The sequence below is a fragment of the Enterobacter cloacae complex sp. Mu1197 genome, assembly GCF_040059225.1.
In the GTDB taxonomy this organism is placed as follows: domain Bacteria; phylum Pseudomonadota; class Gammaproteobacteria; order Enterobacterales; family Enterobacteriaceae; genus Enterobacter; species Enterobacter quasiroggenkampii.
In genome coordinates, this window is the sequence record NZ_CP157375.1 from 1654403 (window position 1) to 1678007 (window position 23605).

The 23605-nt window shown below is 56.1% G+C and carries 23 protein-coding genes and 2 tRNA genes; 12 read left to right on the plus strand and 13 right to left on the minus strand.

What is annotated here, in order from left to right; translation table 11 throughout:
- Positions 1-62: 62 nt before the first annotated feature.
- Positions 63-569, minus strand: coding sequence for a CS1 type fimbrial major subunit (locus ABFV38_RS07740; protein ID WP_045908356.1), 507 nt, complete (start codon positions 567-569; stop codon positions 63-65).
- A 75-nt stretch (positions 570-644) separates the two neighbouring features.
- Positions 645-1388, minus strand: coding sequence for a fimbrial protein (locus tag ABFV38_RS07745; protein ID WP_048027623.1), 744 nt, complete (start codon positions 1386-1388; stop codon positions 645-647).
- Between the two features lie 309 nt (positions 1389-1697).
- On the opposite strand from ABFV38_RS07745, the gene ABFV38_RS07750 reads away from it, so the two are divergent.
- Entirely contained in the window at positions 1698-2453 is a 756-nt protein-coding gene (locus ABFV38_RS07750; protein ID WP_048222379.1) for a winged helix-turn-helix domain-containing protein, read from the plus strand.
- Entirely contained in the window at positions 2450-2926 is a 477-nt protein-coding gene (locus ABFV38_RS07755) for a hypothetical protein (protein ID WP_069719488.1), read from the plus strand. The genes ABFV38_RS07750 and ABFV38_RS07755 overlap by 4 nt, the downstream gene beginning before the upstream one ends.
- A gap of 54 nt (positions 2927-2980) precedes the next feature.
- On the opposite strand, the gene yccA is transcribed toward ABFV38_RS07755, so the two are convergent.
- Entirely contained in the window at positions 2981-3640 is a 660-nt protein-coding gene (gene yccA / locus ABFV38_RS07760) for an FtsH protease modulator YccA (protein WP_023335168.1), read from the minus strand.
- A gap of 270 nt (positions 3641-3910) precedes the next feature.
- Here yccA and ABFV38_RS07765 point away from each other — a divergent pair, with 270 nt between their 5' ends.
- From ABFV38_RS07765 to ABFV38_RS07775, 3 genes are all read left to right on the plus strand, one after another.
- Complete coding sequence (locus tag ABFV38_RS07765) at positions 3911-5539, plus strand: ABC transporter substrate-binding protein (protein WP_348959027.1); 1629 nt, start codon at positions 3911-3913, stop codon at positions 5537-5539.
- Positions 5540-5669: 130 nt separating this feature from the next.
- Positions 5670-5757 (plus strand) — tRNA-Ser (locus ABFV38_RS07770).
- Positions 5758-6047: 290 nt separating this feature from the next.
- Complete coding sequence (locus tag ABFV38_RS07775) at positions 6048-6305, plus strand: YjhX family toxin (protein WP_008499869.1); 258 nt, start codon at positions 6048-6050, stop codon at positions 6303-6305.
- A 106-nt stretch (positions 6306-6411) separates the two neighbouring features.
- Here ABFV38_RS07775 and ABFV38_RS07780 read toward each other — a convergent pair whose 3' ends face one another.
- The 5 genes from ABFV38_RS07780 to ABFV38_RS07800 all read right to left on the minus strand — a co-directional run bounded on the left by ABFV38_RS07780 (position 6412) and on the right by ABFV38_RS07800 (position 11453).
- A complete protein-coding gene (locus ABFV38_RS07780) occupies positions 6412-7248 on the minus strand; it encodes an alpha/beta hydrolase (RefSeq protein ID WP_045908349.1) in 837 nt (278 codons plus the stop codon).
- A 155-nt stretch (positions 7249-7403) separates the two neighbouring features.
- On the minus strand, positions 7404-7622 hold the full coding sequence (locus tag ABFV38_RS07785) for an acyl carrier protein (RefSeq protein WP_348959029.1): 219 nt from the start codon (positions 7620-7622) through the stop codon (positions 7404-7406).
- A gap of 17 nt (positions 7623-7639) precedes the next feature.
- A complete protein-coding gene (locus ABFV38_RS07790) occupies positions 7640-9073 on the minus strand; it encodes an AMP-binding protein (protein WP_348959030.1) in 1434 nt (477 codons plus the stop codon).
- On the minus strand, positions 9070-10188 hold the full coding sequence (locus ABFV38_RS07795) for an MBOAT family O-acyltransferase (RefSeq protein ID WP_048222390.1): 1119 nt from the start codon (positions 10186-10188) through the stop codon (positions 9070-9072). The genes ABFV38_RS07790 and ABFV38_RS07795 overlap by 4 nt, the downstream gene beginning before the upstream one ends.
- Positions 10189-10316: 128 nt before the next feature.
- On the minus strand, positions 10317-11453 hold the full coding sequence (locus ABFV38_RS07800) for a D-alanyl-lipoteichoic acid biosynthesis protein DltD (protein ID WP_348959406.1): 1137 nt from the start codon (positions 11451-11453) through the stop codon (positions 10317-10319).
- A gap of 278 nt (positions 11454-11731) precedes the next feature.
- On the opposite strand from ABFV38_RS07800, the gene ABFV38_RS07805 reads away from it, so the two are divergent.
- A tRNA-Ser gene (locus ABFV38_RS07805) sits at positions 11732-11819 on the plus strand.
- A 70-nt stretch (positions 11820-11889) separates the two neighbouring features.
- Here the strand turns inward: ABFV38_RS07805 and ABFV38_RS07810 are convergent.
- Positions 11890-12771: an AraC family transcriptional regulator gene (locus ABFV38_RS07810; RefSeq protein ID WP_348959032.1), complete on the minus strand. Its 882-nt coding sequence runs from the start codon at positions 12769-12771 to the stop codon at positions 11890-11892.
- Positions 12772-13000: 229 nt separating this feature from the next.
- On the opposite strand from ABFV38_RS07810, the gene ABFV38_RS07815 reads away from it, so the two are divergent.
- Genes ABFV38_RS07815 through ABFV38_RS07830 form a run of 4 tightly spaced genes read left to right on the plus strand, consistent with a single transcriptional unit; the run spans position 13001 to position 17942 of the window.
- Positions 13001-14839 (plus strand): DUF2264 domain-containing protein, encoded by a 1839-nt coding sequence (locus ABFV38_RS07815; RefSeq protein WP_348959033.1) that lies wholly within the window; start codon positions 13001-13003, stop codon positions 14837-14839.
- Complete coding sequence (locus ABFV38_RS07820) at positions 14836-16116, plus strand: oligosaccharide MFS transporter (protein ID WP_063621329.1); 1281 nt, start codon at positions 14836-14838, stop codon at positions 16114-16116. Before ABFV38_RS07815 ends, ABFV38_RS07820 begins: the two co-directional genes overlap by 4 nt.
- 13 nt (positions 16117-16129) lie before the next feature.
- Positions 16130-17320: a glycoside hydrolase family 88 protein gene (locus ABFV38_RS07825; RefSeq protein ID WP_334762597.1), complete on the plus strand. Its 1191-nt coding sequence runs from the start codon at positions 16130-16132 to the stop codon at positions 17318-17320.
- Positions 17321-17342: 22 nt separating this feature from the next.
- On the plus strand, positions 17343-17942 hold the full coding sequence (locus ABFV38_RS07830) for a DJ-1/PfpI family protein (RefSeq protein ID WP_348959035.1): 600 nt from the start codon (positions 17343-17345) through the stop codon (positions 17940-17942).
- Positions 17943-18065: 123 nt separating this feature from the next.
- Here the strand turns inward: ABFV38_RS07830 and ABFV38_RS07835 are convergent, their stop codons facing one another.
- The 3 genes from ABFV38_RS07835 to hpxO are packed head-to-tail and all read right to left on the minus strand — an operon-like array spanning position 18066 to position 21219.
- Entirely contained in the window at positions 18066-19001 is a 936-nt protein-coding gene (locus ABFV38_RS07835; protein ID WP_348959036.1) for a PDR/VanB family oxidoreductase, read from the minus strand.
- A gap of 11 nt (positions 19002-19012) precedes the next feature.
- Complete coding sequence (hpxD, locus tag ABFV38_RS07840; RefSeq protein ID WP_348959037.1) at positions 19013-20050, minus strand: molybdenum cofactor-independent xanthine hydroxylase subunit HpxD; 1038 nt, start codon at positions 20048-20050, stop codon at positions 19013-19015.
- 14 nt (positions 20051-20064) lie between these two features.
- Positions 20065-21219: an FAD-dependent urate hydroxylase HpxO gene (hpxO, locus tag ABFV38_RS07845; RefSeq protein ID WP_348959039.1), complete on the minus strand. Its 1155-nt coding sequence runs from the start codon at positions 21217-21219 to the stop codon at positions 20065-20067.
- Between the two features lie 239 nt (positions 21220-21458).
- On the opposite strand from hpxO, the gene uraD reads away from it, so the two are divergent.
- Together uraD and uraH are read left to right on the plus strand one after the other, a co-directional pair.
- Positions 21459-21959 (plus strand): 2-oxo-4-hydroxy-4-carboxy-5-ureidoimidazoline decarboxylase, encoded by a 501-nt coding sequence (gene uraD, locus ABFV38_RS07850; RefSeq protein WP_348959041.1) that lies wholly within the window; start codon positions 21459-21461, stop codon positions 21957-21959.
- Positions 21956-22279: a hydroxyisourate hydrolase gene (gene uraH / locus ABFV38_RS07855; protein WP_262779578.1), complete on the plus strand. Its 324-nt coding sequence runs from the start codon at positions 21956-21958 to the stop codon at positions 22277-22279. Before uraD ends, uraH begins: the two co-directional genes overlap by 4 nt.
- Here uraH and guaD read toward each other — a convergent pair.
- Positions 22259-23578: a guanine deaminase gene (guaD, locus tag ABFV38_RS07860; RefSeq protein WP_069719478.1), complete on the minus strand. Its 1320-nt coding sequence runs from the start codon at positions 23576-23578 to the stop codon at positions 22259-22261. The genes uraH and guaD overlap by 21 nt on opposite strands.
- Positions 23579-23605: the final 27 nt, after the last annotated feature.

Consider the following 23605-nt stretch of genomic DNA (forward strand, 5'->3'; position numbering starts at 1 on the left):
CGACATCATCCTGACGTCAGAGGGTGAGCACCCTCTGACGTTATTCCTTAGGTGCTGTGGTGTTACGCACCGCCTTCCGTGGTCGTCGCCTGCGTCAGCATCAGGCTGACAACGCCGCTGTACTGACCGGTTTTCAGAATGCCTTTGGTGGTCTGGGAAATGGTCAGCGGCAGTACCGCAGAACCGTTTTCAATGCTCCCCGGGAACAGTTCGGCGCCTGTATATTCCACATCTGCGGTAGAGAGGGTTTTATCACCCAGAATCACCGTCATTGGGATGGTCTCAGCACCGTCGGCATTCGCCAGCTTCGCGGCGCTTACCAGACGGACTTTTACGTTGCTGGTCGCGGAGTTAGACCACACCTTGGTATTCAGGCGGTAGCTTTCCAGGCCACGGCCAGGCAGGTACTGCATATCGATGCTTGCCGGCAGCGGCGTGTTATCGGCCTGGGTCATATCCAGCTGTGAATCAACGCTGGCGTTGACGGTAATATCTTTTTGAATCGCCAGCGCGTTAACGGACGTGGTCATCGCGGCAACAATCATCAGAGGTTTAAAATACTTACGCATTGATATCTCCATATTTACAAATGAGCACCCTGGCTCTTTAAACAAACCCTTTGGGGTCTTTACGGTAACGTCGTGTTATTGCACGACGGGTAAATCAGCTTCTTCAGCGGTTTTATTCAGCCAGTTGAAGTAGCGGAATTTATATTTCTGGCCTTGTGCCTTCGCGAGCGTCTTTAATTTCCGTTCGGTATCCGGATAAATCGTCGCGTCTTCTTTAATCCATCTGCACGACGAATCCGCATCACAAATACCGATCTCTCTGAGCGGCACGCGCAACGTGCCGTTGTTTTTTAACGTTCCCCTCTGAGGGTCAATCGACAGCGAAACCACGCTTTTTTCCGGTGCGAGATGGATCAGGGCGCCCCAGATTACATTGACGCCCAGTCTTGCCGTCGCAGCAGGGCTTTCTGCCTTGCCCGGAATAATGCTGTCAGGCTGCTTGACCCCTTCAAAATAGACGCGCCAGGTCGTCTCTTTTTCCGGGGGCGTAAGCGATACCAGGCGAACCACGCGCATTGCGCCTGCCGCAAGGGCGAATTTTTCCGGCGTGACAACAACGCCACCCTCTTTCCACGACGCCACATCAATCTCTTTTTCCAGGGCCGTGCCGGGATTAAGAATTTTCTTTTGCCTCACCCGAATGAACTGAATATCATCCGTTTTTGACGCCACCTTAATTTGCGCCGCACCGGACTTATCCACGTTAAGTTCCATGGGATACACGCTCATATTGGCCAGTGCCATTTCCGGGAAAAATGGCAATGACAGCGCGGCGACATAAAAGGCGGTTGTGACGCTCACTCTTTTTTTCTGTTTCACGATCAAGTCTGCCTGCTCTGAGTTTAAAGGCGGCGCGTTAACACCAGGACACCGTCTGCTTTCGTATCGCTTCAGGGCAGGGAAACTTTAACCAGAACAGCGGCTTGTGAAAATTTGTATTAATTAACTCGTTATATACAGTTTTTTATCCTGATTTTCTGGCTTTAAGGTTGTATAGTTAAGCGAAAATACCGCGACCAGGGATGGAGAGAAAATTCCTTCTGATGAAAAAATAAGCAAGTCAGGAGGGGGTTTTCATCTCGATGTACCAGGGATTAAAAAGCATGCGGTAACAGCCGAGAATAAAAGATGTTTTTTATATGCAATAATTCGTTGTTATTTGATCCTGAAGCACATGCAATAAGTCTTGTTGGGCAACCGGAATCTGTATTAACGCTTTCGGCCCCCGCCGTTCGCCTTTTACAGGAATTTATTAAGCACAAAGGGCACGACCTGAGTCGGGAGGAATTGATTACCCGCGTGTGGGAGGAGTTTGGCTTTACGCCATCGGGAAATAATCTCAATAAAGCGGTGAGCGAATTACGTAAAAGCTTCCAGGCACTGGGAGAGGGGTACGAATTTATCGTAACCGTACCCCGTTATGGGTTTCGTTTTGAGGCCGATGTGATTTTTCAGCCCGGAGAGCGTATTCAACCCGCCGAACCGCAGCCTCCGTCTGCAGCGAAAGTGGAAAAGCCACAACGCGCTTCCCTGAAACGGTGGGGGATGACGGCCGTATTGATTATTGCTGCATTGGGGGCGAGCTTCTACTTTAGCCGGCAGCAGGGGATATTCGTTCCGGCGAAACTCATGCCGGTTAAGGAGAAAATCGCGCGTTGTCGTCTCTGGATTATCAACGATCACGGTAGACCGCTGGTGTTATCGAAATTAGCGGCGCAGCTGGCGGCCAATAACGTGGCGTGCGAACGTGAGGAGTACGACATTTATTATTTCAGCGCCCGTTTTTCTATTGCCGCCGCAGATGAGGTGTTCATTGGCGCCTGCCCGGTCAGTCAATCCAGCCTGTGCAAAACCATCCGTTATAAAAGCGGGGCACAAAAATGAAAATAAAACTTCTTTTTGGGCTGGGTGGTGCATTGGTCGGCAGTGCCCTGGCGCTGTTTTACTATTCCGGCTGTGTGTTTAAAAAGGATGTGCTGGCCTGCAGCACCGAATTTAACTTTACGCGCAATGAGGGAAAATCCAGCGAAGTGAAGGTCAATACCGTTGCCCAGTTCTATTTTCATCGGGACGGTACCGGAGTGACCACCTATAAAGGCGCGGCAAGGGCTGACGGGCAAAATCTGATCGTTGACAGGGACGTGGATTTTACCTGGCAGCAGCGGGACGATGATAACGTCATTGTGTTGAGCTACACCGAAACCTGGCGTCGACACAACGACAATACACCCGACGCCCAGTGGGGGAGCTTTGCCAGTCCGACCGCACGCTACTATCTCACCATCTCTGAACTCTCGCCTTCCGTGTGGCTGATTCAGGACCGGCGCTATCCCACCTACATTTGCCGGGGTGAGTAGGGCATAAAAAAAAGGAGAATGCCGGGGCATTCTCCTTTTTCATATCCGTTGTGCTTAATCGCGGCTGGCGAAGCCCAGGATGCTCAGCAGGCTGACGAAGATGTTGTACAGCGACACATACAGGCTCACGGTGGCGCGAATATAGTTCGTTTCACCGCCGCGAATGATGTTGCTGGTTTCAAACAGGATCGCGCCGGAAGAAATTAGAATAAACACGGCGCTGATCGCCAGATGCAGGGCAGGCAGTTGCAGGAAGATGTTGGCCACCATACCCACCAGCACCACCACAACACCCGCCATCAGCATGCCGCCGAGGAAGGACATGTCCTTACGGGTGGTCAGCACGTAGGCCGAGCAGCAGAAGAACACCAGTGCAGTACCGCCCAGCGCCATACCGATAAGGTCACCCATACCGGCAGACAGATACGCGTTCAGCATCGGTCCCAGGATGTAGCCCAGGAAGCCGGTGAAGGCAAACGCGGACAGAATACCGACCGGTTTGTCAGCGGTTTTGTAGGTCAGGAACATCAAACCATACATACCCACCAGGGTCAGGATCAGCCCCGGAGACGGCAGCATCAGCACGGTGCTGGCGGTGGCGGTGATCGCGGAAAACGCCAGCGTCAGGCTTAGCATGAAATAGGTATTGCGCAGCACCTTGTGGGTGCTGAGTAGCGATGTGCGGTCGCGTGAGGAAGTAATTATACGATCCATGAGTCACTCTCTTATGACAGATGTAATTAACGGAAAGAATAGGAAACGGCGCGCCACTCTCAAAGTGGTTTTACCCATCTTTACTCAGCAGGTTAGCGCGGGAGCTGGTTGTTTCTTCTGCATAAATACGTTTCACCAGTATGAACAGCGGTTTGACGCGATTAATCAGATCAACCTCTTATAGGTTACTGAAAATTATTGCGTTATTACCATAAGGCCGCTAAGAGTTATTTCCGGATCGTCACAAAAACAGACAATAAGGCGAAGGAAATGAAACCACAAACACGCACGCGCTTTACGCTCTCTTTACTTACCGCCGGGATCCTGTGCGCCAGCACGGCAGCCTGGGCGGCTAACGTGCCGGCAGGTATGCAGCTGGCCGATAAGCAGGAACTGGTCAGGAACAACGGTAATGAGCCCGCTTCGCTCGACCCGCATAAAGTCGAAAGCGACGTCGAATTCAATATTATCAGTGATTTATTCGACGGGCTGGTCAGCGTTTCCCCGTCGGGTGAAGTTCAGCCACGGCTGGCGGAAAAATGGGAGAACAAGGACAACACCGTCTGGACGTTCCATTTGCGTCCAGGCATTACCTGGAGCGACGGCACTGCGATTACCGCGGAAGATGTGGTCTGGAGCTGGCAGCGTCTGGTTGATCCTAAAACCGCTTCACCGTATGCCAGCTATCCAGGCAACATGCACATTGTAAATGGTGCGGATATCGCCCAGGGGAAAAAAGCGCCCGATACGCTGGGCGTGAAAGCCATTAACGACACCACGCTGGAAGTGACATTGACGCAGCCTAATGCGGCATTCCTCGCGATGCTGGCGCACCCGTCGCTGGTGCCGGTGGATAAAGTGCTGATTGGCCGCTTTGGCGACAAGTGGACCAAGCCTGAACATATCGTCACCAGTGGGGCCTATAAGCTATCCCAGTGGGTGGTCAACGAACGCATCGTGGCGGAGCGTAACCCGCGCTACTGGGATAACGCGCATACCGTGATTAATAAGGTCATCTATCTGCCTATCACCTCCGAGGCCGCGGATGTGAACCGCTATAAAGCGGGCGAAATTGATATTGTCTACACGGTGCCGATCAACCAGTTCGCTCAGCTCAAGAAAACCCTGGGCAGCCAGCTCGATGTCTCTCCGCAGCTGGCGACCTACTACTACGAATTCAATACCACCCGGCCGCCGTTCAACGACGCCCGCGTGCGCAAGGCGCTGAACATGGCGCTCGATAAAGACATCATTGCCGGAAAAGTATTAGGGCAGGGGCAACGCCCGGCGTGGCTCATCAGCCAGCCGGATATCGGCGGCGTTAAGCTTCAGAATCCAGACTACGCCAGTTGGCCGCAGGACAAGCGCATCGCTGAGGCGAAAAAACTGCTCAACGAGGCCGGGTACAACGAAAGCCACCCTCTGAGCTTCAACCTGCTCTATAACACTTCTGAATCGCACCAGCGTATCGCGATTGCGGCCAGCTCTATGTGGAAGAAAAACCTCGGCGTGGAGGCGAAGCTGCAAAATCAGGAGTGGAAAACCATGCTGGATACCATGCACACCCACAACTTTGACGCGGTGCGTTACGCCTGGATTGCCGACTACGACGATGCGGCGACCTTCCTGAACAACTTCCGCACCGGCGACAGCGAAAACACCAGCCAGTACAGCAATCCGGAATATGACCAGGCGCTGGTGAATGCCGCAAAAGCCAAAACAACGGAAGAGCGGGGTAAGTTCTACCAGCAGGCGGAAGATCTGCTGGGACGCGATGTGCCCGCCATTCCGGTTTATCACTACGTTCGTACGCACCTGGTTAAACCGTGGGTGGGCGGATTTACGCCGGATAAGCTGGGGTACTATTACACGAAAGACATGTACATCAAAAAACACTAGGCCTGTGCTGATAAAATCGTCGATGTGTTGTCAGTTCAACCGATTAAACACGTTTTGACTATTTTTACAGCGAACGATTGCTGGCACTCTTTACAGCACGCGGTGAGGTGTTTATAGTTCGCCTCACTCAGGAAGTGTGGCCGAGCGGTTGAAGGCACCGGTCTTGAAAACCGGCGACCCGAAAGGGTTCCAGAGTTCGAATCTCTGCGCTTCCGCCAGATATAAACCCCAGGTTACTTGTTAACCTGGGGGTTTTCTTTTGGATTGAATGATTCAGGTCACACTTTTCAGGTTCCGATATTTCCCCGTAAAAAACAGGCGTTATCATTCACCCCGTAAATATCTTTTCATCGCTTACCGAGGCTTTGATGCTGGAGAATGTTTTCATCAGATAATCAGCTTCCCGCCCTTTTCAGGACGGACTGGTTATCGCTGCGCTTAAACCTTACGCACGCACCTGCGGGTGTGGGCTCGTTTTTACGCATGATGATTACACAGGTTTTCCAGTATGAATTTATCCCGTCAGGAACAACGTACCTTACACGTTCTCGCCAAAGGTGGACGTATTGTGCACGTCCGCGACAGTTCTGGCCGCGTCACGTCCGTTGAGTGCTATACCCGTGAAGGGCTGGTGCTGAGCGACTGCACGCTGAACGTCTTCAAAAAACTCCGCGCCAAAAAGCTGATCCGATCCGTGAACGGGCAGCCTTACCGCATCAACACCACCGGGCTGAACAACGTTCGCGCCCAGCTGGATAATCGCTAAGCAGAATAAACAACGCCACCCTCGGGTGGCGTTCATGCATTGAATGGAATATCGTAGCGGAATGTAGGCCGGGTAAGCGCAGCGCCACCCGGCAAGAAACGCAGCGTTATGAGCGAATAAAAGCCAGAATGTCCGCGTTGATAGTATCCGCATGGGTGGTATGCATCCCGTGCGGGAAGCCCGGATAAATTTTCAGCACGCTGTTCGCCAGCAGCTTGTCCTGGAGAAGGGCGGCATTTTTATACGGTACAACCTGATCGTCATCGCCCTGCAACACCAGAACGGGAACCGTGATGGTTTTCAAATCTTCCGTCTGGTCGGTCTCTGAAAACGCCTTAATCCCCTCATAGTGGGCTTTGGCGCTTCCGATCATACCCTGTCGCCACCAGTTCTGGATCGTACCCTGCGAAACCTCGGCGCCATCGCGATTAAAACCGTAGAAAGGACCGCTGGCAACGTCGAGATAAAACTGGGCGCGGTTAGCCGCCAGCGCTTTGCGGAAGCCGTCGAAGACCTCGATGGGCGTTCCGCCGGGATTCGTCTCCGTTTTGACCATCAGAGGCGGGACGGCGCTCACGAGCACCGCTTTGGCGACGCGCCCCTGTGGTTGTCCATACCGCGCAACATAGCGGGCGACCTGGCCGCCGCCGGTGGAGTGGCCGACGTGCACGGCATTGTGCAGATCCAGGCTTTCAACCACGGCTGACGCATCGGCCGCATAATGATCCATATCGTGGCCTTCACTCACCTGGTCCGATCGTCCATGTCCGCGGCGATCGATAGCGATAACGCGATAGCCTTCTGCAAGGAAGAAGAGCATCTGGTTATCCCAGTCATCGGCACTCAACGGCCAGCCGTGGTGGAAGACAATGGGCTGGGCCTCTTTTGGGCCCCAGTCTTTGTAGTAAATATTGACGCCGTCTTTCGTGGTTACGAATGCCATACCGCAGACTCCTCTGTTAAGAACAACACGACCCCTAAAGTGTAGGAGAAATCACAAAAGCGGTTGGTTTAATTCCGGTGATGGATATTCATTTTGCGTCTGGGCTCTGGCGCGATGCGCCAGAGCCTTCAGGACAGGATTAACAGCAGGGGCGTTTAGCGGTTTTCTTCAATATAGCGGGCCAGGTCCGCCGGGGTTTTCAGCACCGTCGCTACGTCTGTCGGCGGGATCATGCAGCTGTAAACGTCCTGCACTTCCAGAACCATATCGACCGCCAGGATGGAGTCGAGAATGTCGGATTCAATCAGTTCATCGTGAAAGCCCACCTTGCGGGATAACACTTTTTCGAACAGGGCGAGAATTTCTTGTTCCATAATTTTTCCTGGGGTCATTAATTTGTGCGGGCGTAAGCGTCCAGCAGCTTACGGTCAATTTTGCCGTTAGGATTCAGCGGCAAAGCGTCTTTTACGATAATTTGTGATGGCACCATATAGTGGGGAACCACCTTCGACAGCGAGTTTTTGATGGTATCCGGCGCCAGCTCCGTCACGCAGAACGCGGCAATGCGCAGCACGCTGCCGCAGGATTTCATCAGCGGCAGAACCACCGCTTCGTTAATGCCGGACATCGCCAGCAGGCGGTTTTCGATCTCGTTAATTTCAATACGGTAGCCATTCAGTTTGACCTGGCTGTCGTTGCGGCCCTGACAGTAGATGAGCCCCGCTTCATAACCCAGATCGCCGGTCCGGTAGCCGCGAAACGCCTCATTTTCCCGACGAAGTAATTTCGCCGCGTTCTCCTGCGGCAGGCCGAGATAGCCGCGCATGACGTTTTTTCCCCAGATGATCAGCTCGCCTTCAGCGGAAATTTCCATTCTGCTCTCAGGCATCATGACCCCCACCGGCAGCACGGCGCTGTCGCTGTTCAGGATCGCATCCGTGATCTCGACGACGGTTGTTGCGATGGTCGCTTCCGTTGGGCCATAGGAGTTAATAATTTTGGCCTGCGGGAAACGGCGGCGCAGTTGTTTGACCAGCGCTTTATTCAACACTTCACCAATGAAGATGAAGACGCTCAGCGCAGGCAAATACTCGGTGTTGAACTGTGGGGAAAGTAGCTGCTGATACGCGAAAGAGGGGGTGGAAACCCAGGCGGAGACGGCGTTGCTTTTCAGTCGCTCCAGCCAGTTCTCTTTCTGAATATCCTCTTTGGCGTTCAGCACGATGTGTCCACCCATCGCCAGATTCGCCAGCAAAGGGATCAGGGAGAGGTCAAAACTGAACACCGCGTGGTTCATCAGGACCGGTTTTTCCGGCAGCGAAAAGTCCTGGCTGACCCATTTCATGAAGTGCCACACGCTTTCACGCCCAATCTGCACCCCTTTAGGCTTGCCGGTGCTGCCTGAGGTAAACATGATATAGGCCAGATCCTGCTCCTCCAGCACTTTGCCCGGTTCACCCGTGGCGATGAACTGCCGGGTCGCGACGTCATAATAGTAAGGGGCGCTGGCCAGATGGCAGATCTCCCGCAGGCGCTCCTGCGGGTAAATGCAGTCCACCGGAATGTACGGAATGTTGTGCAGCAGGCAGCTATAAATCGCCACGGCGAACTCGGCCTGCTGGTGTCCGTACAAGACGACCGGCGTACCGGCAACAGGCTGGCAACCCTGATAGCGCTGAGCCCAGTCCGTCACGGCAGCGGAAAGCTGCAGCCAGCTTAAGGCTTCGTCGCTGCCGCTGATGGCCAGCTGCTGCGGGGAGGCGGGATCGTATAATGCCGCACGCAAGAAATCCTGCAGTTCCTGAAGATCGGAGTGATTTTTCATAGAGGTGACATTCCACTAAAGATGTAAAGGGAGCCCGCGGCGCTTCCCAGCGTCAGAATGCGTCCCAAAAACGCAACAGCCGGATACTGCAACCCGCGGTGTAACGCCGGGCTGCGTTTGGCTGACCACAGCAGCATGTTGTGAGCGACAGAAATGGCGCCAAACAGCGCGCCGCTGATGACGTAATGGCGTTCCAGGCCATTCCATGCCCCCATGCAAAACAGGGTGCAAAAAATACCGATATTTTGCGCCAGCGTTTTGTTCTGACGGAAAAAGTTGAACTTCATCAGGTTCATATAAACGGGCATAAAGACCACATCGCGCAGCCATTCAGACAGGCTAATGTGGAAGCGGCGCCAGAAGTCCTGCGGATTCTTTGCCAGAAGCGGCATATTGAAGTTTGCCGGAATATTCAACCCAAACAGGCGGCCCGCACCGATGGCCATATTGCTGTAGCCCGCAAAATCAAAGTAGAGGTAGGCGCTATAGGCAATCGACATCACCACGCCCACGGTCAGCGTAAACGGCTTATGGCTCCAGGGCTGCACGACAAGTGAATCAACCAGCATGGCAAACAGGAACTTCTGGACAATGCCGGTAATGATTTGCTCCAGCGCCACTAAAAACTGTTCGCGGTTAAGGGCAAAGACGGGCTTACTGACGTCGCTCATCCATGTCCGCCAGCGATACATTGGGCCCGCCAGAATAATAAAGGGCATAAACAGATAGCAGAAATAATGCAGGAAATTCTGCCCTTCTTTTTTACTGCGATAGAGCAGCACGTCCACCGCGCGGAACGTCATAAAAGAGAGGCCGATCATGCCGAGATGATGATTAAGGTGCAATTTCACCAAAAATAAAGGCAGCAGCGTTAACACAATCGCCTGCCATGTTTTTAACCATCCTTTTTCTTTTAACGTGGCGACAAGGTAAAAACTGAAAAAAACGACCGCGGGAACACGGTAATCACCCTGAAAAATATAGCCCCAGCCTAATGCGGCGAGGACGGATAACGCCGATAAATACGTCAGGCGATGACGTAATACGCGATTGACCAGCGCAAACGCCAGGGCGGATGAAAATAAATAGACAAAAAACATGCCTGAGCTATACATCATTCGGCCTCAGAACTTTTGATATTCAAAATGCAGCTGCATACTCATGCTGTCATCGACAGAGGTCCACGCGACGATGGTGATCGCCAGCAGGAGATAAAGGAAAAAAAGACGGATCGCGATTTTCATTATTTAAAGCTCTGTGCAATAAAGCGAATCATAGGAACCCAGGCCAGCTCGGAAGGGTGCAAACGATCCCAGTTCCAGCCATTCTGATAAGGCATGGCGTACATATCTAAATAGGGGATCTGGTTCGCTTCCAGAATGGTTTGAATTTGCTTATCAACCGGGCGGAAGGTATCGGTATTGTAAAGCGCCCAGGGGTTAACCGGGTCGACGATAGCAATCACCTGCACGTGACGGTCTTTCAGCAGCTGGACGGTTTTTCTGAACGCGGCGATTTGCGCAGGTACGACCGGCGTGTCATCCCACTGCTGCCGCGTACCGTCCTCCTCGTAAATCGTTTTGTCCATCCACAGGGTGGCCGCGCTCTGCTGGCGTTTTTTATTTAACTCGCGGGCATTCGCCAGCTCTTTATCCCAGTCTGGGGCTATATGGGTGGTTGGCTGCGGCGGCCACGGCTGTACCGTCCGGGGCATAACGTTGAGCAGCGCCAGCCAGTCGTTTTTTATCATGGTGCAGACGTTGGCAAACTGGAAACTCACCTCGTCCCATATCAGATCGGGGTGCCAGCCAAAGACACGCATTTGACCAAAGGTTAAATGGCTTATTTCTTTACTATCAATATGTTTTAAATAATTGACTAATATTGGTCGCGCCTGCGGATCCTTCATCAAAGGATTAAAAATAGAGCCCGGGAAATTATCGGCGTAGATAGCAGGTGGCAGACCTTTTGAGTAAAAGCTGTCGGGTGCCAGAAGCAAAACAACTTTACTGTTTGCGTTAAGGCTATTTTTAAAACGTGAGAACAGTAAAAACTGCGTTTCGTCATCAACAAACGCATCGCCATACGCCACGACGGGTTTGTGTAATTGCTTATTAAAATAATTATAGACAGCGTAATGTTCATCTTCTGAGGTCGCTACCTCAGACGCACCAATGAAGAATATCGCATGCCCTTCTAAGGCATGAGAAATAGTGGCAATTTTTTCCGCTTGTTCTTTAGGCGTGCCCGCCATTGATTTAATCAGCGGCTGGAAGGCGAGCGGTGGATCGAAGCTCGTCACCAGCGGGTGAATACAAAGGAACAAAATGGCCAGGGTTGCCATCAGGATATGTAAGCAAAGCGTATTCTTGATTTTCATCATCAACCCGTAAAACTGCATGGCAGTAATGTCTAAAATCTGCGGGAATTCAGATTTATAACAATTACACTACAAATGACCGTCTATTTTTGTGGCATTCTATACCAGAGCGATTTAAAAGGATGAGCGTTGCTATGTTACGGTATGTACAAGGTCGTGGAGAGTGACGTAAGGTCAGCGCGCGGGTGACTTTTTGCGCAGTCAAACGCGTGTGGGGAAAAATAGAAAAATTCCTGCTTTACAAGGCGCTAATAGATGTTTATAGTGCGCCTCACTTTGGAAGCGTGGCCGAGCGGTTGAAGGCACCGGTCTTGAAAACCGGCGACCCGAAAGGGTTCTAGAGTTCGAATCTCTACGCTTCCGCCAAATTCGAAACCCAGGTCGTTATGGACCTGGGTTTTTTTTTGTGCATAAAACCCCCGGCCAGGCTGGAGGTTCAGCAAACCTGTCCAAAATCGCCCTGAGAGGGAATCCTGGTGCAGCGGATACTGCGCCGATACTGCAGTGGCGTCTGACGCATCATCTTTTTAAAGCAGGTAATGAAATAGGTCACCTCGCTAAACCCGACTGCCAGGGCAATAGCGTCAACAGGCTCATCGCTGTACCGTAACAGCTCGCAGCTGCTTTTTATTCGCCGGGTCAGCAAATATTCGTGGATGGTACCGCCGGTCTGCTGGCGGAAAATGCGTGAGGTATAGCTGCGTGAAAGCCCCAGGTCGTGGGCTAACTGGTCGAGCGAAAACTTGCTGGCATAGTGGGCTTCGACCCAGCTCATAATCCGCGAGGCGACGGTCTGCTGGCGCGGCGGGTAGGGCTGCGGCTGCTCGGGCAGAAACGTCATGAGCTGCATCATCAGAAAGGCCACCTCGCAGGCCTCTGTCTGCTCGTTGCCCTCCAGGCGCTGAAATTGTTCAAGAATCCTCTCAATAAATGCCGCGTGAGTGCTGAGATCGTAAATCTGTGCTGGCAGATTGCTGGCGGCCAGCGCGGCGAACCGGGCCTGATGGCGCGGGAAGGCGCCGAGCGCACTTTCGACGACCGATTGCTCAATGTGCATCGTCGTGCGGTGATAGAGGTTCTTATCGCTATGATCGACCTGCACTTTGTGCAAACGGAAGGGCGGGAAGATAAAGAGTCGCCCCGGACGGGCGGTGTAGTGCTGGTTATCCACCACCACGATGCCGTAGCCGCTGGAGATATAGAGCAATTCAACGCATTGATGCCAGTGGTAGTAAATCGCGCTGGTGGTGTACATGCGGTTAAAAGAAATGGCCTGCCGATCGAGCGTAATGCGTTCCAGTAGTTGCGTTTCACCCATATTACCTCCAGAACAACAGATTTAAATTTTTAGGCCATCATTTGTAATTTATCCCCCTCGCGTTCGACAAAATCCAGAAAAAATGAAATGGCGGTTTAATTTTGTGAGTCTGCTCACTCAGCGCCAGGAATAAAAGCAGTTACTCTTCATTCAGACGTCGCACTCGTGGCTTTAAAAAAGCCTAATAACAATAACTTATCTCTACCCTCGTGTAATGCGGGAGGACCCTGTGCAACCTGAAAATATTCATCTGGATAATCCACTGACAAGCCGGGAAGAGGTGCTACGGCTGGTCAACGACATGCTGAACGCGGTGGCGCCCTGGTTTAAAAAAGACGCCAGCCGCATTGATTTAGCGAACTTTACCGCTCACTACGGTCAGCAGGTGGCGAGCATGGAAACGTTTTCCCGCCTGCTGTGGGGCGTGACGCCGCTGTTGGCTGGCGGCAGCGAGCCGCAGCACTTCTCATTCTATTTACAGGCGATAAAAAACGGCACCGATCCGCAGCATGCCGATTACTGGGGCGATGTCGGGCCTTACGATCAGCGAATCGTCGAAATGGCGGCCTACGGGCTGCTGCTGGCGCTGGCGGGTGAAACCGTACTGGCACACTTCACTGAGACGGAGAAAGAGCATTTATGGCGCTGGCTAAAGCAGTGCGAGACCCAGGAAATCCCCGATAACAACTGGCACTTCTTCCCGATTCTGGTGCAGGTCGGCTTCCATTATTGCGGTATGCCGACCAACCCGCAGGCGCTGGAAGATCATTTTGCTGCCATGGAGCACTACTACCTCGGCGATGGCTGGTATTCCGATGGTCCGGGACGGCCGCGCGACTATTACATCTCGATGGGCTTCCATTTCTATGGCCTGATTTACACGAAGCTCATGGCCGGGGTCGATCCGAAGCGCTGTGCAACGCTGCGCGATCGGGCCGCGCGTTTCTCCTCTGACTTCATCCATTTCTTTGCCGAAGACGGCGCGGCGATCCCGTTTGGCCGTAGCCTGACCTACCGCTTTGCCGAGGCGGCGTTCTGGAGTGCGGCGGCCTTCGCCGGGCTGGAAGTCTTTTCGCCCGGCGTGATGAAGGGGATCGTCCTGCGTCATCTGCGCTGGTGGCTGAAGCAGCCGATATTCGACCGCGACGGCATACTGAGCGTCGGTTACAGCTATCCGAACCTGGCGATGGCGGAAGACTACAACGCGCCGGGGTCGCCGTACTGGGGCCTGAAGACCCTGCTGGTGCTGGCATTAGATGAGGGCGATGCCTTCTGGCAGGCGGCTGAGCTGCCGCTGCCGCCGTTGCCCGCGCAGCACACGATAGCCCACGCGGATCAGGTGGTGGTACATCAGGCCGACCACCTGTGGATGCTGACGTCCGGCCAGCTGGAGCTGAACAACTTCGTGAACACCGAAGCGAAATACTGCAAATTTGCCTATTCCACCCGCTTTGGCTTCACCATCGAACGCGGCCGCTACGGCCTGAACCATGCCGCGTCCGATTCGATGCTGCTGCTGGCCGAAAAGGACAACTACTGGCGTGGCCGTCGCGAATGTCAGCACGTGGTCACCACTGACGGCACTATTTATAGCCGCTGGCTGCCGTGGCACGACGTGGTGATTGATAGCTGGCTGCTGGCGCTGGGCGACTGGCAGCTGCGCGTCCATCGTATCAATACCCGACGCGCGCTGGACTGCGCGGAAGGCGGCTTTAGCCTGGCAAACCGCCCGCAGCCGCAGGTACACGAGAGTGACGGCGCCTGCTGGCTACGCAATGCCCGGGATGTCTCAGCCATTTTCTGTTTACATCCGCACGCTCGCCGCGGCGAGACGGTGTTGACGCCGCCAAACAGTAATCTGCTGTTCGCCGAGCGCGCAGCGGTGCCGGTGCTGCGCGGCGAGCTCGACCCCGGTACGCATGTGTTAATCAGCGCGGTGTGGGCGGGAAATGCCGCCGACTTCGATCCGCAACGCTGCCCGCAGGCCTTCATTAGCGATGACGCGGTACGCTTCGTGACGGCACGACAAGAAACGACGCTCCTTCTGGCTCCGGAGGCATCGCTATGAGCACATCATCGTCCGTACGCGCCGCGCAGTACAAAATGAGTACCTTTATTTTCCTTTACTTCTTCACGTGGTCATCCAGCTTTGGCCTTTACGCCCTGTGGCTGAGCCAGAAAGTGGGCCTCGATAGCGTCACCATCGGCAGCGTGTTCGCTATAAATGGCGTCTTCGCGGTGGTCCTGAAGCCGGTGTACGGCTACATCATGGACAAAATCGGCATGAGCAAGTGGCTGCTCTATTTTGTCTGCGCCATTTCTGCGCTGATGGCGCCGTTTTTTGCGCTGGTTTACCAGCCGCTGCTGCAAAGCCATGCGATGGCGGGGATTATCATCGGCGCGCTGTATCTGAGCCTGGGCTGGTACGCCGGCGTGGCGGCGTCTGAATCTTACGCCGACCGCTTTAGCCGCCTGTACGGGCTGGAGTTTGGCCGCATCAGAATGTGGGGGTCACTGGGCTGGGCGATGGCGGCGTCGGTCTCCGGGCTCTTGTTTAACGTCACCCCGCTGGCCAACTTTCTCCTCAGCAGCGGTACCTCGGTACTGATGCTGCTGGTGCTGATTAGCCTCAAAATCGGCGATGAGCAGCTGCGCAATAACAGCGTCATTTCCGCTAATAAGATCGTCTTCGCCGATGTGCTGATGCTCCTGAAAAACCGCAAATTCTGGATGTTCAGCCTCTATGTCGCCGGGGTGGCGTGGATGATGTTTATCGCCGAACAGCAGTTCCCGCGCTACTTCGTCTCGTTCTTCGCCACCAAAGAGCAGGGGAATGCCTGGTACGGCTACCTGAGTACCGTCCAGTCGGGGATGGAGTTCGTGATGATGATGTTTATCCCGTGGCTGGTGAACCACTACGGTGCTAAGCGCGGCCTGCTGTTCTGCGGCTGCGTGGTCGGGGCACGGCTGATCGCCTCCGGGCTGACCAGTGACCCGATTGTTATCTCCATCATCAAACCGTTTTATGGCGTCGAGATCGCGCTGCTGCTCATCTCCGTCTTCAAATACATTGCCGAACATTTCCATCGTCGGGTTAACGCCACGATGTACCTGCTGGGCTACCAGGCGATGATTTACGTGGGTTCGATTGTGGTCGCCCCACCTGCCGGCTATCTGTACGACAAGATTGGCTTTGAGCATACCTATCTGCTGATGGGCAGCTGCGCCCTGGTATTTACGCTGATTTCCGCCTTTACGCTGTCGCGCTGCCAGTCGACGCGCGATGACTCACGATCCTTTGCTCCGGCTTTAGATACCGCCCCGGTTGAACCGGCCAAACATTAATTCAGGAGTTGTTATGACCAAATCTGTTATCACCGAAGCGCTGCGGCCGATCGAACTGCATCAGGTCGATCGCCTGGCACTGAGCCAGAAGCTGGAAGCGGCGTTAGCCCGCGTCACGCGCAAGCTCGACAACAATATTGTCGCCTTCGGCGATAAGTTCCCCGGTGAGGCCTGTGAGAAGGGGGTCTGGCCGCGCACCGATAACGTGGAATGGACCACCAGCTTTTGGCCAGGCCAGCTCTGGCTGGCGTGGGAGATGACTGGCAAAGCGCATTATCGCGAAGCCGCCGAACGCTATTTACCGTCGTTCGCCCGGCGTATTGAGCAGCGCATCGATACCGCAACGCACGATCTCGGGTTCCTCTATTCGCTCTCCTGCATCAGCGCATGGCGCCTCACCGGCAACGAGGCCGCTCGCCAGTCGGCGCTGCTGGCAGCCGAGCGCCTGATGGAGCGTTTTAACCCGACGGCCAACATTATTCAGGCGTGGGGTGATTTAAACGACCCGGAGCAGCAGGGGAGAATGATCATCGACTGCAACATGAACCTGCCGCTGCTGTACTGGGCCAGCGAACAGACCGGGGATCCGCGCTATGCGAAGGCGGCGACGGCTCATGCCGGACAGGCCGCGAACTATATCGTGCGTGAAGATGCCTCGACTTATCACACTTACTATATGGATGTGCAGACGGGTGAGCCGCGCTTTGGCAACACCCATCAGGGCTACAGCGATACCTCGTGCTGGTCGCGCGGCCAGGCATGGGGCATTTACGGCTTTCTGCTCAGCTATCAGCACACCGGCGATAAGCAGATGGTGGAGCTGTCCCGCAGCCTGGCGCATTACTTCCTCAACCGTCTGCCGGAAGATGATGTTTGCCACTGGGATCTGGCGCTGCTCGGTACTGACGCCGTGCGCGACAGTTCAGCGGCGGCGATTGCCGCCTGTGGCCTGCTGGAGCTGGTCAAGGCGCTGCCGACGCTTGACGCAAACCGTGCATATTATGAAGAGATGGCGTTGCGTATTGCGCTGTCGCTGACCGATAACTACCTTGCTCACGACGACGATCCGACCGAAGGGCTGCTGCAGCACTCGGTTTATCATATGGGCAGCGGTAAGGGCGTCGATCAATGCTGTAGCTGGGGAGACTATTTCTATCTTGAACTGCTGGCGCGGCTGCGACAGATTTGGCACCCGTACTGGTAACCCTTAAGCAATGGAGAGCAAAATGAAAAGCGTAGCCGTGCTATTAGCCCCTGGTTTTGAAGAGGGGGAAGCGATTGTCACTATCGATATCCTGCGCCGCCTGAATATTACGGTGCAGACGATTGCCTGCGGCGAGAGTCGCGAAGTGGTGAGCTATCACGCCATCCCTATGGTGGCGGACAGTACTCTGCAGGCCAGTCTCGACCGGACCTTTGACGCCGTGGTGTTACCGGGCGGCCCGCAAGGCAGCGTTAACCTGGCGAAAAGCGCGGAGGTCATTGCCTTCGTCCGCCGCCACGATGACGCGGGCAAATATATCTGCCCGATTTGTTCCGCCGCCGCCCGCGTGCTGGGCGGCAATGAACTGCTGAAGGGGCGTCGCTATGTCTGTTCCGGCGATCTGTGGAAAACAGTCAGCGATGGCATCTACGTTGATGCCGACGTTGTCGAAGACGGCAATCTGCTGAGCGGCCGTGGGCTGGGTAAAGTGTTTGATTTCGCCTTTACCCTGGCGGCGCGATTGCATGGCGATGATGCGTTGGCATGCGAGCAGGCCAGCCATATTGATTATGCGTGGCAGGATAGCGAGCCCGTTTACGGGCTGGCAAAGCGCGATTTGTAAGTTTCGCCCGGCGGCGCTACGCTTGCATGGGCCTACAATGAATAGTGCAATATATTGATATTTTTACGGATTGTAGGCCGGGTAAGCGCAGCGCCACCCGGCAAGAAAGCGTGTGCAGACGGTTTACAGCCCAATCACCAGCTCCCCGGAATGGCTCCGCGAGCAGCACAGCGCCACCTGCTGGTCCGTTGCGCTTTTTTCCGCCTCCGACTGCACGCTATCCCGGTGATCCACCACGCCGTCAATCACCGGCGTCAGGCAGGCTCCGCAGATCCCCATCTCACAGGAAAGCGGGACCGCCACGCCATTTTCCTGCAGCACCTGGGCGATGGTTTTATCCGCAGGCACCGGCCAGTGCTCACCGGTGGAGGCCAGCTTGACCGTGAAGATCTCCCCGGTTTCACCGCCTGCGGCGGGCGCAACGGGCTGAAACGCCTCGCTGTGAAGATGGGCGTCATCCCATCCCTTTGCCGTGGCGACCTCACGCACTTTTTCCATAAACCCCGCAGGTCCGCAGATCCAGGCGTGAAGGCCCGATTCGGCCGCGGGGAGATGTTCCGCCAGCGCGGTGCGCGGGCTGGCGGTATGAATGAGGCACTCATCGCACAGCGAGAGTTCGCGCGTAAACGCCGCGCTTTCCCGGTTCCTGACGTAGTAGTGCAGCGTGAACGGCGTTCCGGTCGCCTTCAGCTGCAGAGCCATCGCATACAGCGGCGTTATGCCAATTCCCGCAGCCAGGAGCAAAACCCGCTCTGCCTGCTGAAGCGGAAACAGGTTGCGCGGGGCCGATATCATCAGCTTCTGCCCGGGACGCAGCGTCTCGTGAACGTAGCGCGACCCGCCACGCGAGGCGGTTTCTCGCCCCACGCAGATCAGGTAGCTCTCACCGCCACACGCTCCGGTCAGGGAATACTGGCGAACCACGCCGCAGGGCAGGTGAACATCAATGTGCGCACCGGGCTGCCACGGTGGCAGCGCTTCGCCGTCTTCCGCCACCAGCCTGACGGCGAGGCTTTTGTCGCCCTCTCGCCACAACCCGTCAACAATCACGCTCAGCATATCGGCCTCCGTCATACCAGGAAAAACTCGCCAAAGCCCATCTTCTTCAGTCCCCGACGGTAGGCAATCGAGCTTTTATCTGCGGGGATATGCGCTTCCAGGGTCAGGTCCAGCGGCAGGCTTTCCGGACGCTGGGTTTCCACCATCAGACGGTCCTCTTCAAAAATCCGCAGATTGAAGGCATGCACATCTTCCACCGGAATATGCAGGTCAAAATTGCGGACGATAGGGGCGAACATGCGGGTCACGCGGGATGACACCGGCGATGCGGCGTTCATAATGACCAGTCTCGATTCACCCGGAAAATGAATCGTCAGGGTGGCGGTGAACGGCAGGTGCATCTCAAAATGGCGCAACCACTGGAAGCCTTCTGGGGCCTGCACGGGGGAGCTGGCGGGATAGTTGCTCACGGAGCTCCAGTAATCCGCCACGAAGCCAAACGGCGTCTCCTGCGGCTGATAGTGGGGCACCAGCGGGTTATTGGGGTCCGCAAAGGTATCGGTGTGGATCCAGGCAAAGTGCGCCACGTCCAGAAAACCCTCTACCTGACGTCCGGCAAAGCCGTTGACCTCAAATGCCGGGCAGTTAATCTGCTGAAATCCGTCGTCATCCCAGTGCGGCATGGTGGGCAGCGGCGCGGGGTTTTCCGGATCATAGGCCAGGCAGGTCCAGATGAGTCCGAACCGCTCCTCCACGGCGTAGTTAATCAGGTTCAGCTTCGCCGGAACAGGCTGGTCGGGGCTGGAGGGAATACGGTTGCAGCGCCCGTCCTCCCCAAAGCGTAAGCCATGATAGGGGCAGATAATCCCGTGCTCGTCGTGAAAGCCGAGCGTCAGCGGCACGCCGCGGTGCGGGCAAACGTCACGGGCGACCACGACCTGGTCGTTAATGCGGTAAATCACCAGCTGTTCATCCAGTAGCGTCGCTTTGACCGGCGCCGGACCGACGTCGCAGGCACGCGCGACCGGATGCCAGCATTTCGCCAGACGCAGCCAGTCCTCTGGCTCAAACGTACAGTGGGCGGGTGGAGTCGGTTCTCTTTTCATCATTATCCCTCTTACGTTCAGCCTAACGGGCCGCCCTGAATGGTCTCGCACAGACCGTTGATGATGCGCTCTCCGGTCTCCTCGCGAAGCTCCTGATACCACGCCTGCGTCAACGCCATGTCTTTGCCGTGGGTGACGTCGCAGCGCTTACGCGCCTTCAGCACCAGGTCGCGCACCCGGTCGCAGCGCAGCGCCTCGTACTGCCGAAGCGCCAGCGTGATGTTGTGGTTTTCACGCAGGCATTCCCCCAGCACCACGGCGTCTTCCATCGCTGCGCAGCCGCCCTGGCCGATATCCGGCGTGGTGCTGTGCCCGGCATCGCCCAGCAGCGCGACGTTGCCGCGTACCAGGCTGTCGAACGGCTCAATGTCGTGGATTTCAATGCGGTTGGTGGTTTCAGGATCCAGCGCCGCGATAAGCGTCTGCACCGGCGGTGCCCAGCCGCGGAAGTAGCCCGTGAGATCGGCGCGCAGGGTAGTGCGATCCTCCGCCAGACCCGCAGGGAGCGGCACGTCAAAGAAGAAGTAGAAGCGTCCGCCGGAGACGGGCATCAGCGACACCCGTTTGCCTTCGCCAACGAAGGTGGTCCACTGGTGCGCCGGGGCGATCTCCTCGTCAATCTTCACCAGCCCGTTCCAGTTCACGTAGCCCGCGTAGCGGCGCTCCGGCGTGTACCCCAGCACGTACGGGCGAACCGCCGAGTGGCTGCCGTCGGCGGCAATCAGGAAATCCCCGGCAGCTGTGCTGCCATCGGTGAAGGTGACGCTCACGCCAGCCTCGTCTTCATGGACGCGTTCGACGCGCTTGCCGAACTGCACCTTGTCGCGCCCCCAGAAGTCCAGCATTTCGCGCTGAAGCTCAGCGCGCGAGACGGGGCAGGGACGCCCGCCGGTACGCTCAATCAGCGGGGCAAGGCTAAAGCGGGTCAGGGTATCGCCGCGCCGGTAATCCTTATAGGCCATAAAACGCATCGGCCCGCCCCAGGTCTCGATGATGTCGCCCATGCCGAGGTGCTGCATGCATTTCACGCCGTTCGGCCAGATGGAGATGGCCGCCCCGACGGGCCTGATCTCCTTTACGGCTTCAAACACGGTACAGTCGATGCCCGCTTTCTTGAGCGCGACGGCGGCGCTCAGGCCGCCAATACCCGCACCAATAACGATTGCTCTCATGCTTCTCTCCTTTTGCAGGGTGTAACGACATTCAGCAATTTGCGTACCAGGCTGCAGAGTGGTGAAAACGGCGTTGTGAGAGAGATGTTTGCACTGCTAAGGTGCGCAAACGCGGTGAGCGTGCCTTTTTATGAATCAAAAATTTCCTGGTCAGCCATCCGGAATCGACTGTTTCACGTTTGTCTCAAGAGTGGCGTGGTTTGTGCACTAACCTGAAGGAGGATAATCAAGGAGAACCTATGATCGCACTGCACGACTTCAATCAGTTGCCTGAGAAAGACGCTTTTACGCTGCTTCAGCCCTGCGTGACGATACCCGGCTGGGCCGACGCGTTGGTGAGTGGGCGGCCTTATTCGAGCCGGGACGCGTTGTTCATTGCGGCGCAGGCTCTGACGCAACGCTGGGATGAAGCGGCCTTAACGCAAGCCCTGAGCGCCCATCCGCGCATCGGGGAAAAGCCCGCAGGTTCAGCGACGGAGGCGGCACTGTCGCGCCAGGAACAGGGCGCGGTGAACGATCGCGATACCGCCCTTGCAAAGGCGCTGCGTGAAGGTAATGCCCGCTATGAAGCCCGCTTTGGGCGCGTCTTTCTGATCCGCGCGAAAGGACGCAGCGGCGAGGAGATATTACAGGCCCTGCACGCACGGCTGGAGAACAGCGACGCGCAGGAAAACCGTGCCGCGCTGGAACAGCTGCGGGAAATTACGCTGCTGCGACTGGAAGGAGTCATTCACGAATGAGCACACTCAGCACCCATATCCTCGATATTTCGACGGGCAAACCCGCAGAGGGCGTGACGGTTCATCTGCAACAGGACGGGAAGACGCTGGCCACGGGCGTGACCAACGTCCAGGGACGCATCGCCGCGTTCGTTCCCTCTCTGTCCGCGGGCCGCTATCGGCTGGTGGCGGAGATTGGGGTTTGGTTTAGTGATACCGGCCGGGAGACGATCTATCCCTGCGCGCACATTGAGTTTGTCACGGGAGAAACGGCAGACGAGCATTTCCATCTGCCGTTTGTGATTGCTCCCGGCGGATGGTCAACCTACCGGGGCAGTTGACCACACCCGCTCGCCGTTGACCCAGGTCTCGCTGATGTTGCGCTCGTCGCCGAGGGTCATCAGCACAAAGAGCTGCTCATAGATATCCTGGCAGCGGCGATTGCGCAGGCGCTGCAGCGGTGTCACATCGGGGTCGATAACCACGAAATCCGCCTCTTTGCCTGCCGCGAAGTTGCCAATCTTATCGTCCAGCCGGAGGGCGTGCGCACCGCCCAGCGTGGCGTGATAAAACGCCTCGCTGGCGCGCAGGCGGTAGCTCTGAAGCTGGCCCACCTTGTAGGCCTCCCCCAGCGTGCGCAGCATGCTGAATGTGGTGCCCGCCCCGACGTCGGTGCCGATGCCCATCCGCACCCTGTGCTGCCAGCAGGCGGGCAGGCGAAACAGCCCGCTGCCGAGAAACAGGTTCGAGGTGGGGCAAAACGCCACCGCCGAGCCGGTGTCATGCAGACACTGCCACTCGCTGTGGTGCAGATGGATCGCGTGGGCAAACACGCTGCGCTCGCCGGTCAGGCCGTAGTGGTGATAAACGTCCAGATAGCGCTCATGCTCCGGCCAGAGATCGCTCACCCAGGCCACTTCGTTGGGGTTCTCGCTCAGGTGGGTCTGCAGCCAGGTGTCCGGGAACTCCTCTCTGAGCAGGCTGACCGCCGCAAGCAGCTCGGGTGATGACGTCGGCGCAAAGCGCGGCGTAATCGCATAGCCCAGCCGTCCACGGTGATGCCAGCGCTGGATCAGCGCCCGGGTCTGCCGGTAGCTCTGCTTCGCGTCTTCGCTCAGGTAGTCCGGCGCGTGCCTGTCCATCATCACCTTTCCGGCGATAAGGCGCATGTTCAGGCGCAGGGCCTCGGTAAACAGTGCCTCGACCGATTCCGGATGCAGCGTGCAAAACACCAGCGCGGTGGTGGTGCCGTTGCTCACCAGCTGGTTAATGAAAAATTCGGCGATCTCTTTTGCGTAGGCCTCATCGGCAAACTGGCTCTCCACCGGGAAGGTGTAGGTGGTCAGCCACTCCAGCAGCTGTTCGCCAAAGGCGCCAATCATCTCCGTTTGCGGATAATGGATGTGGGTGTCGACAAAACCGGGCAGCAGCAGCCTGCCGCGCAGGTCGGTATAGCCTTTGTGCGGGTCAAGATACTGCTCGCCCTCCTGCCACGGCATCTGTGCCAGAATTTTTCCGTGCTGGATAAACAGCAGGCCGTCCTCAAGGTAGCGCGCGTGCTGGGCAATGGCGTCTGCGCTGTCGCAGACCCGGGCAATATCAAAAAAAGCACCGCGTATCGCAGTCTGGTATTCCATCATGGTTCCTGCCTTCGTGTGTGCGTAGCG

Coding starts and splice junctions, on each gene's coding strand:
- ABFV38_RS07740 (WP_045908356.1), bottom strand. CDS start 569: ATGCGTAAGTATTTTAAACCTCTGATGATTGTTGCCGCGATGACCACG.
- ABFV38_RS07750 (WP_048222379.1), top strand. CDS start 1,698: ATGTTTTTTATATGCAATAATTCGTTGTTATTTGATCCTGAAGCACAT.
- ABFV38_RS07755 (WP_069719488.1), top strand. CDS start 2,450: ATGAAAATAAAACTTCTTTTTGGGCTGGGTGGTGCATTGGTCGGCAGT.
- yccA (WP_023335168.1), bottom strand. CDS start 3,640: ATGGATCGTATAATTACTTCCTCACGCGACCGCACATCGCTACTCAGC.
- ABFV38_RS07765 (WP_348959027.1), top strand. CDS start 3,911: ATGAAACCACAAACACGCACGCGCTTTACGCTCTCTTTACTTACCGCC.
- ABFV38_RS07775 (WP_008499869.1), top strand. CDS start 6,048: ATGAATTTATCCCGTCAGGAACAACGTACCTTACACGTTCTCGCCAAA.
- ABFV38_RS07780 (WP_045908349.1), bottom strand. CDS start 7,248: ATGGCATTCGTAACCACGAAAGACGGCGTCAATATTTACTACAAAGAC.
- ABFV38_RS07785 (WP_348959029.1), bottom strand. CDS start 7,622: ATGGAACAAGAAATTCTCGCCCTGTTCGAAAAAGTGTTATCCCGCAAG.
- ABFV38_RS07790 (WP_348959030.1), bottom strand. CDS start 9,073: ATGAAAAATCACTCCGATCTTCAGGAACTGCAGGATTTCTTGCGTGCG.
- ABFV38_RS07795 (WP_048222390.1), bottom strand. CDS start 10,188: ATGTATAGCTCAGGCATGTTTTTTGTCTATTTATTTTCATCCGCCCTG.
- ABFV38_RS07800 (WP_348959406.1), bottom strand. CDS start 11,453: ATGAAAATCAAGAATACGCTTTGCTTACATATCCTGATGGCAACCCTG.
- ABFV38_RS07810 (WP_348959032.1), bottom strand. CDS start 12,771: ATGGGTGAAACGCAACTACTGGAACGCATTACGCTCGATCGGCAGGCC.
- ABFV38_RS07820 (WP_063621329.1), top strand. CDS start 14,836: ATGAGCACATCATCGTCCGTACGCGCCGCGCAGTACAAAATGAGTACC.
- ABFV38_RS07825 (WP_334762597.1), top strand. CDS start 16,130: ATGACCAAATCTGTTATCACCGAAGCGCTGCGGCCGATCGAACTGCAT.
- ABFV38_RS07830 (WP_348959035.1), top strand. CDS start 17,343: ATGAAAAGCGTAGCCGTGCTATTAGCCCCTGGTTTTGAAGAGGGGGAA.
- ABFV38_RS07835 (WP_348959036.1), bottom strand. CDS start 19,001: ATGCTGAGCGTGATTGTTGACGGGTTGTGGCGAGAGGGCGACAAAAGC.
- hpxD (WP_348959037.1), bottom strand. CDS start 20,050: ATGATGAAAAGAGAACCGACTCCACCCGCCCACTGTACGTTTGAGCCA.
- hpxO (WP_348959039.1), bottom strand. CDS start 21,219: ATGAGAGCAATCGTTATTGGTGCGGGTATTGGCGGCCTGAGCGCCGCC.
- uraD (WP_348959041.1), top strand. CDS start 21,459: ATGATCGCACTGCACGACTTCAATCAGTTGCCTGAGAAAGACGCTTTT.
- uraH (WP_262779578.1), top strand. CDS start 21,956: ATGAGCACACTCAGCACCCATATCCTCGATATTTCGACGGGCAAACCC.
- guaD (WP_069719478.1), bottom strand. CDS start 23,578: ATGATGGAATACCAGACTGCGATACGCGGTGCTTTTTTTGATATTGCC.